At 41.2% G+C, this 13,641-nt stretch carries 15 protein-coding genes; 7 read left to right on the forward strand and 8 right to left on the reverse strand.

The features are described from left to right. Window positions 1–147: 147 nt before the first annotated feature. Both IEO70_RS20265 and IEO70_RS17655 read right to left on the reverse strand, forming a co-directional pair. Window positions 148–270 (reverse strand): hypothetical protein, encoded by a 123-nt coding sequence (locus IEO70_RS20265; protein WP_268938782.1) that lies wholly within the window; start codon window positions 268–270, stop codon window positions 148–150. Between the two features lie 124 nt (window positions 271–394). Then, window positions 395–754 carry a DUF1360 domain-containing protein gene (locus tag IEO70_RS17655; RefSeq protein WP_190999698.1) on the reverse strand — a complete coding sequence of 120 codons (360 nt, stop codon included), beginning with the start codon at window positions 752–754 and terminating at the stop codon, window positions 395–397. Between the two features lie 126 nt (window positions 755–880). On the opposite strand from IEO70_RS17655, the gene IEO70_RS17660 reads away from it, so the two are divergent. Further along, entirely contained in the window at window positions 881–1,453 is a 573-nt protein-coding gene (locus IEO70_RS17660) for a CotY/CotZ family spore coat protein (RefSeq protein ID WP_190999699.1), read from the forward strand. A gap of 37 nt (window positions 1,454–1,490) precedes the next feature. Here the strand turns inward: IEO70_RS17660 and IEO70_RS17665 are convergent, their stop codons facing one another. The 3 genes from IEO70_RS17665 to mgtE form a co-directional block, all read right to left on the reverse strand. Next, window positions 1,491–2,003 (reverse strand): CotO family spore coat protein, encoded by a 513-nt coding sequence (locus IEO70_RS17665; protein ID WP_190999700.1) that lies wholly within the window; start codon window positions 2,001–2,003, stop codon window positions 1,491–1,493. A gap of 146 nt (window positions 2,004–2,149) precedes the next feature. Continuing rightward, window positions 2,150–2,923, reverse strand: coding sequence for an enoyl-ACP reductase FabI (fabI, locus tag IEO70_RS17670; protein WP_190999701.1), 774 nt, complete (start codon window positions 2,921–2,923; stop codon window positions 2,150–2,152). Between the two features lie 121 nt (window positions 2,924–3,044). After that, window positions 3,045–4,415 (reverse strand): magnesium transporter, encoded by a 1,371-nt coding sequence (mgtE, locus tag IEO70_RS17675; RefSeq protein WP_190999702.1) that lies wholly within the window; start codon window positions 4,413–4,415, stop codon window positions 3,045–3,047. Window positions 4,416–4,600: 185 nt separating this feature from the next. Between mgtE and prpE the strand changes: the two genes are divergently transcribed. After that, on the forward strand, window positions 4,601–5,341 hold the full coding sequence (gene prpE, locus IEO70_RS17680) for a bis(5'-nucleosyl)-tetraphosphatase PrpE (RefSeq protein ID WP_190999703.1): 741 nt from the start codon (window positions 4,601–4,603) through the stop codon (window positions 5,339–5,341). A gap of 688 nt (window positions 5,342–6,029) precedes the next feature. Next, window positions 6,030–6,998, forward strand: a complete 969-nt coding sequence (locus IEO70_RS17685) for a nuclease-related domain-containing protein (protein ID WP_190999704.1) — start codon at window positions 6,030–6,032, stop codon at window positions 6,996–6,998. 47 nt (window positions 6,999–7,045) lie between these two features. On the opposite strand, the gene IEO70_RS17690 is transcribed toward IEO70_RS17685, so the two are convergent. From IEO70_RS17690 to IEO70_RS17700, 3 genes are all read right to left on the reverse strand, one after another. Continuing rightward, on the reverse strand, window positions 7,046–7,930 hold the full coding sequence (locus IEO70_RS17690; protein WP_190999705.1) for an RluA family pseudouridine synthase: 885 nt from the start codon (window positions 7,928–7,930) through the stop codon (window positions 7,046–7,048). 122 nt (window positions 7,931–8,052) lie between these two features. Next, window positions 8,053–8,862, reverse strand: a complete 810-nt coding sequence (locus IEO70_RS17695; protein WP_190999706.1) for an NAD kinase — start codon at window positions 8,860–8,862, stop codon at window positions 8,053–8,055. Window positions 8,863–8,908: 46 nt separating this feature from the next. Next, window positions 8,909–9,523: a GTP pyrophosphokinase gene (locus IEO70_RS17700; protein ID WP_190999711.1), complete on the reverse strand. Its 615-nt coding sequence runs from the start codon at window positions 9,521–9,523 to the stop codon at window positions 8,909–8,911. 194 nt (window positions 9,524–9,717) lie between these two features. Here IEO70_RS17700 and IEO70_RS17705 point away from each other — a divergent pair, with 194 nt between their 5' ends. The 4 genes from IEO70_RS17705 (at window position 9,718) to IEO70_RS17720 (ending at window position 12,511) form a co-directional block, all read left to right on the forward strand. Continuing rightward, window positions 9,718–10,296, forward strand: a complete 579-nt coding sequence (locus IEO70_RS17705) for a CYTH domain-containing protein (RefSeq protein ID WP_190999707.1) — start codon at window positions 9,718–9,720, stop codon at window positions 10,294–10,296. A gap of 21 nt (window positions 10,297–10,317) precedes the next feature. Further along, on the forward strand, window positions 10,318–10,986 hold the full coding sequence (locus IEO70_RS17710) for a lytic transglycosylase domain-containing protein (RefSeq protein WP_190999708.1): 669 nt from the start codon (window positions 10,318–10,320) through the stop codon (window positions 10,984–10,986). Between the two features lie 161 nt (window positions 10,987–11,147). Continuing rightward, window positions 11,148–11,531 (forward strand): globin domain-containing protein, encoded by a 384-nt coding sequence (locus IEO70_RS17715; protein ID WP_190999709.1) that lies wholly within the window; start codon window positions 11,148–11,150, stop codon window positions 11,529–11,531. Between the two features lie 101 nt (window positions 11,532–11,632). After that, window positions 11,633–12,511 carry a ClpXP adapter SpxH family protein gene (locus tag IEO70_RS17720; RefSeq protein ID WP_407949667.1) on the forward strand — a complete coding sequence of 293 codons (879 nt, stop codon included), beginning with the start codon at window positions 11,633–11,635 and terminating at the stop codon, window positions 12,509–12,511. Window positions 12,512–13,641 lie beyond the last annotated feature (1,130 nt).

Here is a 13,641-nt window from a genome sequence, read left to right on the forward strand (position 1 = left end):
GCCCTTACCTCACGATAAGTACCTTGCGCTTCCTTAGTGGTTAGTCGATGTGTACCCCCACAGCGGACTTTCACCGCCTAGATAGTTGCCATGCCTGGCACACTAAAAAAAAGAGCTGCTCATCGCAACTCTTAATACAACAGTCATTCAATAATGCTTTTTTTTCTTTTTCGAACAGCCGCAATCTTGCTTCTGTTTGTTCGGAGGATACGGATTAACGGCCTTTTGCGGCTGAGAAGCAGGATGAATGACATATTTTTTCTGCATCATAGTTTCTTGCCTCCCACACTTTTTATTTGTGGAACCGAAAATGACAATGAACTCGGACACTGCCATAAAGTATCATATGAAAATAATACAAGCTTGCCTCATCCAATTGCCTACTTGTTCCTAGCTATTCATAAATCAGCTGCTGCACCACCATTTCAATTAAAGAAGCCAAACCGGCAACAGCAAGCACAATAGCGACATAGCCATACCAAACCGGATAAAAAAATGCAAAAATGACAAGAGCAGTCGCGCTCCAAATTCCTGTGCACCAATAACAGCTTAACAGTTCACCGATCCACTTTCTGATTCCGGACGGTTTCGGAACATAATAAATGTCATATGTTCCTGTTTTTTTATCCTTTTCTTCTACCTCATCAAAAAAAGGTTTTCGTAAAAAAGCAGTTATTTTATCATAAACAATCAATCTTGTTAAACGAAAACAAGCTAACGATAATATAATAAAGTCTAGGGTATGATTAATCATTACACTCCTCCAAACAACGTATATGTGTCAAATACACTAAAAATGGGCATGTAACTCATTCATTTTGGCCGAAACCTTCATACTCTGATAGTGACAGATGTCAAATAATTATTAGGAGGAATACGAATGAGTTGTGGAAGTGATAAATACTCAAACGATTGCGTTTGCTCAACATTGCTTGCAATAGCGGATGCACAAGATAAAATCGAAGACGACTGCCATACAGGTTGCCGCAGATCCATTGAAGAACTAAAAGGTCGCATTAAACCTAAAGGCTTCGATACGATTCCAGTGCTTCTAACAATCTGCGGAACACCTTTCTCAGCTGTTGGAGCTGCCAGACACCACTCTTCTCACGAACGTCAATTCAACATATTTAAAAGCTTCTTATTCCGCGTGCACGACGTGAACGAAAACTCATGCTGCGCAACTTTAGAATTGTTAGACCCAATCAGAAACCATTTTCCTTGCGATGAAAGCTCCAGCTCAAACAGCCGCTCAAGTGAATTTGGACCAGGCGAACATGAAAGCTGCAGCTCAAGCCACTTCGACTTTGACGAAGAATGCTGCTCTGAATTCAATAAATTCCTGACAAAATTAGAGAACAGCAAAAAGATTGTTCGTACAGGCATTTTTGTGACAGTTGATTTAAAAGACTTTACTTCAGTGGCATGTTTACCGGCAGTTATTACGTGCTAAAAAATTATCGGGCTACTGCAACCCCAGTAGCCTCTTTTTACAAATTCTCGACCTCGATATGTTCTATATCCTCCATTTTAGCCTGCAGCAGCTCACTGCCATCCGGAAGTTGAAGCCTCAATAAAAACATATCACCTTTTTGTTTTTCAACTTGACCACGAACCTTCTCGCCGCTGATTGTAAACATACATACCGGTCTTGGCACCACACTCGGCATTTTTGCCAAGAACATCATAATTTCTTCCTTTGTCATCTCTGAAAAAGATTTCTTCTTCGGTTTTTCTTTGATGACTTCCTCTGAAACGACTGCTGTCGACATTTCGACTACCATCTCATCATCATTATTCTCCGCATCAGCCTCAACCTCTTCGCTGCTCAATATGCGAATCTCGCTAACTGCTTCGCCTTCCTCCACTTCCACTACTTTTATGTCATCTTCACCAACAATGGACCGATATTGTGATTGCATATTAGGATCTGGAGGAGAAATTTCCGGCTGGACAATATACATGTACGGTTTCTTTTCATTTTCCTCGCTTTTCTTACTCATGACTTCCCTCCTGATGAATATTCTTCTTTTAAAAAATCATATTCTATAACGATACTTATTCAATCATGAAGAAATTATGCTATTGGACAGATTTGTTGAATATAAAAAAGCTCACCACCGAATATAGTGATGAGCCATGTTTTATCTTATCGGGCAAGGATATGATAACCGGAATCGACATGTAGCATTTCGCCTGTAATCCCTCTTGATAAGTCGCTGAATAGGAATAGCGCGGTATCACCAACCTCTTCTGTCGTTGTCACACGACGAAGCGGCGCATGCTCTTCGATTTCCTTCAAAATCGAATTAAAGTTTCCGACGCCTTTAGCGGACAAGGTGCGAATCGGACCGGCTGAAATCGCATTGACACGAATGCCATCTTTCCCAAGGTCGCTCGCCAAGTATTTAACACTCGCATCCAAAGAAGCCTTCGCAACACCCATCACATTATAGTTGGACACAACGCGCTCGCCGCCCAAATATGTCAGCGTCACGATGCTTCCCCCTTCTGTCATTATACCCCTTGCCTCTTTTGCAATTGCAGTCAGTGAATAAGAACTAATATTGTGAGCAAGCAAGAAACCTTCACGGGTTGTATTCATATATTCGCCTGACAATTCTTCTTTATTGGCAAAAGCTATGCAATGCGCAATCCCATGGATCGTGCCAGCTGCTTCCTTAATGGAAGCAAAACATTTTTGAACGTCCTCATCACTCGTCACATCACACGGAAGCACCGGATAGGAAGCGTTAAGCGATTCAGCCAGCTCCTTCACACTTTTCTCCATTCTTTCTCCCGCATATGTAAAAATCAACTCTGCCCCTGCATTATGCAGCGAACGAGCAATCCCCCAAGCAATGCTTCGTTTATTCGCAACACCCATCACTACAAACTTTTTACCTGATAAAGAAAGCGTCATCCTCACGTTCCTCCTATTTTAAAACAAGATATTAGTACCTACTACTATAACTTATTATAAATGAAAATACATACTAAGAAAAGAAAAATCGAAAAAGGCCACCCAAAAGGTGACCTTTTTCTCATAGCAAGTAGCTCATAAACATCGTAGCCATGCCGAAGTAAATTAAAATACTAATAATATCAGAAATCGTTGTGATAAACGGGCCTGATGCTACTGCCGGGTCAATTTTTAACCGGTGCATCAAAAGCGGCACAAGCGATCCCGCTAATGTCGCCACTATGATCGTTGCCATAATCGACATTCCGACTAAAAAGCCAAGAACAACATCGCCTTGCCATACAAAAATGACAAGCAAAATCGTCAAACCGCAAGTAGCACCTGTAATAAATCCCGTACCTGCTTCGCGGATAATGAGACGCCATTTGCTCTGCTCTTCTATATCCCCTGTCGCCAGACCACGAACAGCAACAGCGAGCGCCTGAGTCCCGGAATTACCAGCCATACCGCCAATCAATGGAATAAAAATCGCTAAAATTGCTTTTTGTTCTAAAGCGGACTCAAAGCGCGAAATCAAACTCGCTGTCACCAAACCTAAAAATAATAAAATAACCAGCCAAGGCAAACGCTTTTTCGCTGCAATTAACGGATTGCGGTCGACCCGGTCCATATCTGAAACCCCGGCCAGTTTTGAATAGTCATCAGACGCCTCTTCATCCATAACGTCCATAATATCGTCGACTGTAATAATACCAAGTAAATGGTTTTGAAAATCAACAACCGGAACAGCCAAAAAGTCATAATCCTTCATCGTTCGTGCAACTTCTTCTTGATCATCGCCAACTGAAACTGCAACGACACGATCACTCTTAATTTCAGAAATCATCGTATCATCATCGTTTGTAATCAAGTCACGAAGCGAGATAACGCCAGTCAGGCGCTTTTCATCATCAATGACATACACATAGTAAATCACTTCGGCATCCGGCGCTTCTTTGCGCAAAATTTGCATCGCCGAGCGTACAGTCTGATTTTCCGGGATTGCGATGAGCTCCGTCGTCATAATACTTCCGGCTGTGTATTCTTCATAATGAAGCAGTTCTTTAATCTCGTCAGCCGCTTCATCATCCATAATCGTCAAATACGAGACCGCCTGTTCTTTATCAATCTCATTCATGACGTCTACCGCATTATCGGCAGACATGTGGCTTAACATATCCGCCGCATAGGATGGGTTCATTTCCGACAAGATCTCTGCGTACTTCTCTTCATCAATTTCAAGATTCTCAAATACTTCCGCCATTTCTTCAGGCGATAAATATTGATATATTCTCGATCGGTAATCACCTTCTAATTTCGAGTAAAACTGTGCCTTGTCATACGAATGCAACTCCATGAACTCTTGCCGAAACAAATCAAGCTGATCATCGCGCAACGCTGAAATTAATAGGTCATCATCGATATGTGTATCTTTTTCAATTATTTCATTCATTTTTTTACCTCCTCTCCTGAACTTACTCACCTTTGTACCTAAATTATACTATCAAAACCAGTACCGATTGTCGCTATGAATTTGTAAATCAAATGGCATTTTTGTCTACTAACAATATTATGTTAAAATCAAACACAGTTAACCCACTTAACTTTTGGCAATTAATATGCAAGGAGCTGTTGCAATTGCGATACGATATTATTGGTGATATACATGGCTGTTACGATGAATTCAAAACTTTAACGGTTCAGCTCGGATACGACTGGAGCTCCGGGCTTCCTCTGCATCCGAACCGGACACTAGCGTTCGTCGGAGACCTGACTGACCGCGGCCCGCAATCGCTTGCTGTCATTCAAGTTGTAGCTGATTTGGTGAAAGCAAAAAAGGCAGTCTATGTTCCGGGCAACCATTGCGATAAGCTGTACCGCTATTTTCTCGGACGAAATGTTATGGTCGCACATGGCTTGGAAACAACCGTTGCCGAATTGGATGAACTTACTCCAAAAGAGCGTAACCACATTGCTGCAACCTTCCGGAAATTGTATGAAAACAACCCGCTTTATGCTACTCTGGACGACGGAAATTTAGTTATCGCCCACGCTGGCATCCGTGCTGACCTCATCGGCCGCACCGACAAAAAAGTGAAAACGTTCGTGCTGTACGGTGACATTACCGGCCAAAAACATCCGGACGGCTCACCGGTACGCCGCAACTGGGCGAAAAAATATAAAGGAAAAGCGACCATCGTTTACGGGCACACACCTGTCAAGCAACCATACATTGTCAACAACACTTACAACATCGACACAGGTTGTGTCTTCGGTGGCGCATTAACAGCCCTTCGCTATCCCGAAATGGAACTCGTCAGCGTACCTTCCTCGATGCCGTATGTAGAAGAGAAATTCCGGGAATTGGAGCTGGATTAAAATCGGATAAGCCTGACTGCGGTTGGGCTTTTTTGGGGAGTTGTGCTCTGTTCTGTGGTTTGGTACTGCTTCCTGAGTTTCATGTTCAATCCTGGTTGGGGATCTATTCTGGGGTACGGCGCTCTATCTGTGGCTCTTCCGCTCTATTCCAAAGTGTGGCGCCGTCTCACTGCCCGAGGGCGTTCTCCTTGTTGCGATGACGCTATTGTTCTGTCGACCGCTCTATTCCATGCCCGACAGCACTATCCTACTTTGCGACGACGCTATTTTTTCTCTCACCGCGCTATCTTCCCCGCGACGACGCTATTTTTTCTCTCACCGCGCTATCTTCCTCCGCGACGACGCTATTTTTTCTCTCACCGCGCTATCTTCCTCCGCGACGACGCTATTTTTTCTCTCACCGCGCTATCTTCTTCCGCGACGACGCTATCCTTCTTTTCACCGCGCTATTCCCACTGCGATGACGCTATTTTTTCTATGGAACTGCCTGAATACAGCTAAAATGGTTCGCTCCACTTGCTTTCCCCCTCAAAATTGGCTGGCTTTTCGTTAAATTCTTTGATTTTCTTGAAGTTTTTCCGTTTTTTGTGAAAAAGACCGGTTTTATAAAATTCATTTATCTGAGAAGGGATTCCAAACTAGAGTGCAGAAAATAATATAAATAACGACAATAATCGAGGTGATAGAAATGATTATGAAAGAAAGACAGTATCCAGTGAAAGCTAAAAAACTAGAAGCACTAATACGAAGATTAGAGGCCAATCACCCTAAAGCAGCATTAATCGAGCAAGAATACGCCAAAATACTAGCGGGTTATCGCGGCGAGCAATCATTGAATTACTTTTTAAGTTTTCTGCCCCAAGAGCAATATTTTATTTTCCACGACCTGCGGCTTCCATCTTTGCAAAACGAATACTTTTTCCAAATGGACATCCTCCTCTTATCCCAGCAGTTTTTCCTAATTATTGAAGTTAAGAACATAGCCGGTTCCGTCACATATGACCCAAGCAATCAGCAGCTAATTCAATTTCATCAAGATAAAGAAACTGTTTACCGCGACCCATTCCTCCAGGTCCAAAGGCAAAAACAGCAACTATACAGATGGATTGAAAAAGCAAATATCGCAACACCGCCACCCATTTGCACACTAGTAATCTTAAGCAACTCTCAAACTCTAATTAAAGAAAATGCTTCGTCAAAAAATTTAAAATTAATTCGCCCCGATCGACTCATCAATAAAATTTCCGAGTTCGAAAAAATATACAAACATGAACTGGTCTCACAAAAAGATCTAAAGAAGCTAGGACGACAATTCTTGAAAGTACATTCTGACGAAGAATATAATGTCATGCAAAAATTCGATTTATCAGCGGATGACTTAACGCCGGGCGTTCATTGTCCAAAATGTTTTCACTTGCCGATGAATCGGAAGCGATATACTTGGTTTTGCCCACAATGCAAATACGAAAATAATGATGTATATTTGCCTTCATTGAATGATTATTATTACCTTTTTGGCAACACCATCAATAACCCACAGCTGCGTTTTTTCTTAAAAATCCCTTCACGACATAGTGCAAGAAGAATTTTCATCAATTTAAACCTCCCCCACACCGGCAACACAAAAGCTGCAACCTATACACTCCCGTTCGACTAAAAAAACGAGCACAAAACCCATTTTCAAATGGTTTCATACTCGTTCTCTTATTTCAACAACCGCTTCATATCATCAACCAAATCAGCCTCAAATACCATCAACTCTCCGGTCATCGGATGCAGAAACTGAATTCTGCGGCAGTGAAGCGCCTGCCTATTGATGCGCTCTAATGTGCCTCCATATAAGTCATCACCTAAAAGTGGATGACCGATATAAGCCATGTGGACGCGAATTTGGTGCGTTCTCCCGGTCATCAACCTCAGCTGCACATAGGAAAAATCATCAGTTACTTGCAGACGTTCGAACAATGTGCAGGCATACTGGCCATCTTCGCGAACTTCGCGTTCAATGATGCTGCTGCTCTTCCTGCCGATCGGCTCTTCAATTTTGCCTTTCGCTTCCGTTCGTCCATGTACTAAAGCGGCGTAAGTGCGTTTTACGTCACCGCGTTTTTGCTGTTCGCTCAACAGATGATGGACATGACGATGTTTGGCAATCAGCATAATGCCGGATGTGTCGCGATCAAGGCGTGTTACGACATGAACTGTCGACGGTATGCATTGCTTCTCATAATAACCGGCGACGATGTTCGCTACGCTTCCAGTTGGATGCTCTCTTGATGGAATTGTGCTCATGAATGCGGGTTTATTAATAACTAACACATAGTCGTCTTCATAAACAATGTCTAATGGTCCGTCCTCAGCAATCAAGCCGTCGCTGCATGTTTCAGGAGGAAACTGCACCGTCACTTTATCTCTTTGTTTGACAATATATCGGACTGTCTCTTCATGTCCGTTCACTTCAATTTTTCCGCCCTGAAACTTAATATCAGTAAGCGCTGCCTTAGAAATATTTTGACCCTTTAAATACTCGCGAAGGACCATGCCATCTTGTTCAGCTGCCACTTTCCAGGATAATTCAAATGCTTTCATAAAATACCTCTTAATGATGATTATCCCGTATTTAGGGACAGTATGACTCCCGCTTATTATAGCAACGCAACAAGACAGCTTAGCGGGATCAACTGTCACTGAAAAACGAAATAGTTAACGATTTATTCTGCAATGAAAGAATCGCGCACCCTTTTCCAGAACGGAAATTGACGAAAGCGCGCAAAACGGATTTTTTCATTGGCTACTCGATATTGGATTGATTTAACGTCTTTTTGTAAAATTTGCAGATGATCAATCGTGATAATAAAATCTTCCTGATTGATCGGCTTTAGCATGCACGTGTGATGATCCGGCAAAATCAGCGGCGAACCGACTGTCCGGAATACACGATTGTTAATGGAAGCCATTTCTGCTACTTGGATTGCCTTAATAGAAGGATGGATAATCGCTCCCCCTAACGCCTTATTGTAGGCTGTACTGCCAGATGGCGTCGATACGCATAGCCCGTCCCCTCTGAATGTTTCAAAGTGTTGCCCTTTAATCTCCACATTCATAACGAGTGTGCTTTCCACGCCTTTTACTGTCGATTCATTCAATGCTAAGTATTTCGAAGGCTTTCCGTCATGCTTATAGCGCACAATGATCTCCAACAAAGGGTATTCGACCACTTGATACGGCGTTTTAGCAATCGCAATCACAAGCTTTTCAATCTCTTCAGGCGTCCAATCTGCATAAAAGCCAAGATGACCGGTATGAACCCCGACAAAAGCTGTCTTATCCAACCGATGTTTAAAGCGATGGAAAGCATACAACAATGTGCCGTCTCCCCCGACCGACACCACTATATCCGGATTTTCCTCATCCAAGACCAAATCAAAATCTTGAAGATATGTCTTCATTCTCTGCATATGCATGTTTGATACAGTGTCTCCCTTAGACGTGATAGCAAATTTCTTTGTTCCCTCCCGCATGAATACCTCTCCTTTTACGTCGCATTTATTCGTATATTGTCAGGATTTACTCCTTCTTTCTTGAGAAAGCTCTTTGAGCTTCTTGAATTTCCAGGCGAATATTCGACATCTCTTCATCTAACCAGTAAGCCGCTTCAGCTGCTCTATGCAGTCTTTTGCGCATATCTTCCGGAAATTGCCCCTTATACTTATAATTCAAGGAATGCTCAATTGTTGCCCAAAAGTTCATTGCCAAAGTACGAATTTGGATTTCTGCAAGAATTTGCTTCTCTCCATGAATTGTTTGAACCGGATATTTTATGACTACATGGTAAGAGCGATAGCCGCTAATTTTTACTTTCGATATGTAATCTCTTTCTTCAATTACCTCAAAATCTTTTCTCTTTTTCAATAAATCAACTACATACTTTATGTCATCAACAAATTGGCACATCATTCTCAAGCCGGCTATATCTTGCATCTCGTCGATTTTATCCATCGGAATGCCCTTCGTTTCCATCTTCTCAAGAATACTTGGAATTGGCTTTACACGCCCTGTCACAAACTCAATCGGCGAGTGAACATGTTCACGTTCAAACTGCGATCTCATGCCTTTCAGTTTCACTTTTAATTCTTCTACCGCTTGCTTATATGGACCTAAGAAATCATCCCAATTCACGATACAACACCTGCCTCAAACTTCTACCATCATTTATGTAAAATATATTCATTTTTATATTATGTATCAAATCAAATAATTCCTCTATAAAAATAACGCAGTTAACTCTTTACAAATTTATTTTACCATATCCCTTAACGTATGAATAAGGTTGAAGTAAGATTCATAATATACCCGAAAGTGAAAGGAAGAAGAAAATGCATCAGGAAATCGAAATTGAATTTAAAAATCTATTAACTAAAACTGAGTTTGACAAGCTTTGCGACAGCTTTTCTCTGAAGGAAAGCGACTTTATCCTACAGGAAAACCATTATTTTGACAGTGAAAATTTTTCCTTAAAGAATAAAGGTTGCGCACTCCGTATCCGCAAGAAAAAAAATTCTTATGAAATGACATTAAAGCAGCCAGCTGAAGAAGGTCTGTTAGAAACGAATGAAACATTGAGCGAAGATGAAGCAAAAGCGATCATTGCCAGCAACCGTATTCCTGAAGGTCAGATAGCGAAAATCATTCGCGAGGAGCTTGAAGTTGAGCCTGAAAGCGTGATTTACTTCGGCTCTTTAAGAACACACCGCGCTGAAACTGAATATGAAGGCGGATTGTTAGTAATCGACCACAGCATGTATTTAAACAAAGAGGATTATGAATTGGAATACGAGGTGTCCGATTTTTCAGCAGGACAAAAAATATTTTTAGAACTATTAAAAACATTGAACATCCCCGTGCGACAAACCGATAATAAAATTAAGAGATTTTATACGGCAAAATATAAGTAAGCGACTAAGGATGGGGAAATTATGCGCATTCAAGATATAAAAACATTGATTGAGCTTCAAGCATTACAGGGGTTAACGGGAAGCAGTTCAAGTGAGCAAACTTCTTCTTTGTTTCAAGATTTGTTAAACAGCTCTTTAACGGAAAGTTACTCAACAACTTCTGATACGACGATTGATGCCGCTTCATACATCAAACAAATGACATCACACAGTGACGCATCTCTGTACATAGGCTCATTAATGCCCGATAACTCATACAGCAACCCTTCATTAACAAGCATCTATGACAAGACTGCAGCACTGACTGGAGCCGCAAAACAATATGAGGATATCATCCGACAAGCATCGGAAACGTATAACGTACCTGAGAAGCTGATTGCATCTGTCATAAAGCAGGAATCTAATTTCAACAACTCAGTCATTAGCCACGCCGGCGCATCCGGCCTTATGCAGCTAATGCCTTCCACCGCTAAATATCTTGGTGTGAAAAACGTATTCGACCCAGCTGAAAACATTATGGGCGGTACGAAGTATTTACGCCAAATGCTCGATAAGCACGATCAAAACCTTGAACTCGCACTAGCAGCTTACAATGCAGGACCCGGCAATGTGAAGAAGTATAACGGCATCCCGCCATTCAAAGAAACTCAAAATTATGTAAGCAAGGTTATGAATACATATAATGCCTGATTAAGAGCAGTGAACAATAAACAGCATCGTTCACTGCTTTTTTAATACAGTATTATTCCTCCAACCTATTCCATTCTTTCGTTTTTCAAGATGTAATATTTGAGATATTTCTTTTCCGTTGCTACAATAAAACTTACATAAGTTGTAAAAGGAGATACGATATGACCAATTCTCAAACACCGTATGATTTTATTGGCAAAGAAAGTCTCAGCAAACTCGTTGAAACCTTTTATGCTAAGGTGCATGTGCACCCGTTATTGAAACCGATCTTTCCGGATGATTTAACTGAAACAATCCGCAAGCAAAAACAATTTTTGACTCAATATTTAGGCGGCCCGCAAGAATATACTGCAGAGCATGGCCATCCAATGTTGAGAGCGCGTCATTTGCCCTTTGAAATTACAGAAGATCGAGCGAAAGCGTGGCTTCAATGCATGAGTGAAGCGATGGACGAGATTGGACTGCAAGGGGACCTGCGCGAATACATCTTCCACCGCCTGGCATTAACCGCTGAACATATGATCAACACACCTACCTCGCATTGAAATCCTTGACTAAAGAGTGATTGTCAATTTTATGTATAAAGAAAATGCTATTCACGTTTTATTTTATTTCCTTTATACTTACAAACAGTCAAGAAAGGAGAATGAAGTTGAGTTCTCGCAAACTAGTTTTTAATTTTTCAGAATGGCTGCATGAATACCATTGCTCCATCGGCGGAAAACAATCCATTGAAGTTTATGCATTTATTCATCCATTATGCCCCGAATCATGGGGAATGGAACCCATACTTAAAAGAATGCAACTAGAATACGGTAAGTATATTTGTATCAAACACATATTGAGCGGCAATATCGCGAATGTCTCCGCTACTCATCATAGGCAATTGAACAAGGTTGCCAGTGAGACGGGCTCATTTTATTCTTCCGAGACAAGCATCGATTGCCGTTATGAATCTTTGCCATACAACACATCATTAGCCATCAAGGCTGCCGAGCTGCAAGGAAAAAAGCGCGGTATCCGTTTCTTGCGAAAGCTCCAGCAGTATTATTTTCTTAAAAATAAGGACCTTTCCAATATGAATGTGCTGATTGAGTGTGCTGAAGCAGTGAAATTGGATATTGAGGAGTTTGTTGCAGACATCTCTTCTCACACGGCGGAGAAGGCGCTCAAATCTGACTTGAAAGTTGCAAAAGAAATGGATGTTCAAGAAGTGCCTTCACTTGTATTTTTCAATGTGAACACGGACGACGAAGGAATTAAAGTTTCCGGAATTTATTCATATGATATATATATATCGATTTTAAAAGAAATAATGCCGTCCTTGCCTGAACCAGCACCGTTACCTACAATTGAGTCATTTATCCGCTTTTATCAGGTTTCAACCGCTCAAGAAATTGCAGCTGTCTACAATATGAACTTACGAACTGTCGAGTGTGAAATGAAGAATTTGACGAAGAGGAATGTCGTACAGAAGATTCCTACTGATCACGGCGTCTTCTGGAAATATAAACAGGTCCATTAAAAGGCGAAAAAGAGATTGCTCTCTCAAGCCTTTCATGCAATTTATTCAGACTTTTCCGCAAACTAAAAATACATACGAAAAAGCCCGCCGGGATAAGCGGGCTTTCTCTATTCATACGAACAAAGGGGATGGGAGAAATTTTTCACGGTCAAACAAAGGGGTATATGTTTGCTTGTGATCAACTTCACATTAATAATATACCAGATGTTTTACATTCTATGCAAGGGCTTGATAAACTTTTCACATTTCTGTTGAAATTTTAGAATAATATTACTCACCTTCCAATACAATGTAATAATACAAGTCCAAAAGGAGAATATCATGAAAAAGGCTACATTATTTCTTTTGCTGATATTCATATTGATCGCGTCTTTTTTACATGTCCTTGCCCTATTAAATATTTTCCCACTTCTTCTATCAGTTCCGCTTCTTTTCTTTTCTTTTACGATATTTTTTGCACTGATTAACCAGCGTAACCGTTTTAAAGGATTTTAGTATAAGAACAAAAGCGCGGGGCGCCCTCTAAAAAGCACCGTATGAACTGGAGGCCGCCGACCAAGATAAAGGAAACACGAAGAACGACAGTGATTCAATTTGTCTAGTTGCATCGGCCAGCCAGTTTTCATCTTAGAAAAGCTTCCTCGAATATCTTGTAAAAATCATGACTGCCAAGTGATGATTTTTACAGCTCGGGTCATAAGCATCTCTCCTCCGGAAATCAAAACCGGATTTCCTACTGACAGCTGTCTTATGCTGGTCGGAGGCTCTCAGGACGAGAGTCACAGCGACGAAGATATGCAGACGTAGCGCTCTTAGTCGCTGAACCTTACTTGCGAGCCGATTCCACATTTCAGCGTTGACTTATCGAAGGAAGGTTGCGAAAAGGGCAATAGGTGCTGGGCGCTGGAGCTGGACGTCGACACATTTTTTTCAACTTACACAATGTAGATTTTTATAATTTCCTAAAGCATGAGAAAAACCTTCACCGTTTTTTGCGACAAATAAAGGGTCAGCCCAATTAAAATGTACCCTATAGAGTAGACACTTCAAAAAAGGTCTACCTATGGGGTACATTTTTTATATAATGAAGAAACATCAAAGAAATACTGGGGAAGAATATGAGTAAAAAA

The organism is Peribacillus faecalis (assembly GCF_014712675.1).
GTDB classification, from domain to species: domain Bacteria; phylum Bacillota; class Bacilli; order Bacillales; family DSM-1321; genus Bacillus_AD; species Bacillus_AD faecalis.

Bases quoted from the DNA above. Each gene is read 5' to 3' on its own strand.
- IEO70_RS17685 (WP_190999704.1), top strand. From the start codon at position 6,030: ATGATTATGAAAGAAAGACAGTATCCAGTGAAAGCTAAAAAACTAGAA.
- IEO70_RS17705 (WP_190999707.1), top strand. From the start codon at position 9,718: ATGCATCAGGAAATCGAAATTGAATTTAAAAATCTATTAACTAAAACT.
- IEO70_RS17655 (WP_190999698.1), bottom strand. From the start codon at position 754: ATGATTAATCATACCCTAGACTTTATTATATTATCGTTAGCTTGTTTT.
- mgtE (WP_190999702.1), bottom strand. From the start codon at position 4,415: ATGAATGAAATAATTGAAAAAGATACACATATCGATGATGACCTATTA.
- IEO70_RS20265 (WP_268938782.1), bottom strand. From the start codon at position 270: ATGATGCAGAAAAAATATGTCATTCATCCTGCTTCTCAGCCGCAAAAG.
- IEO70_RS17720 (WP_407949667.1), top strand. From the start codon at position 11,633: ATGAAGTTGAGTTCTCGCAAACTAGTTTTTAATTTTTCAGAATGGCTG.
- IEO70_RS17710 (WP_190999708.1), top strand. From the start codon at position 10,318: ATGCGCATTCAAGATATAAAAACATTGATTGAGCTTCAAGCATTACAG.
- IEO70_RS17715 (WP_190999709.1), top strand. From the start codon at position 11,148: ATGACCAATTCTCAAACACCGTATGATTTTATTGGCAAAGAAAGTCTC.
- IEO70_RS17660 (WP_190999699.1), top strand. From the start codon at position 881: ATGAGTTGTGGAAGTGATAAATACTCAAACGATTGCGTTTGCTCAACA.
- IEO70_RS17690 (WP_190999705.1), bottom strand. From the start codon at position 7,930: ATGAAAGCATTTGAATTATCCTGGAAAGTGGCAGCTGAACAAGATGGC.
- fabI (WP_190999701.1), bottom strand. From the start codon at position 2,923: ATGACGCTTTCTTTATCAGGTAAAAAGTTTGTAGTGATGGGTGTTGCG.
- IEO70_RS17695 (WP_190999706.1), bottom strand. From the start codon at position 8,862: ATGCGGGAGGGAACAAAGAAATTTGCTATCACGTCTAAGGGAGACACT.
- IEO70_RS17665 (WP_190999700.1), bottom strand. From the start codon at position 2,003: ATGAGTAAGAAAAGCGAGGAAAATGAAAAGAAACCGTACATGTATATT.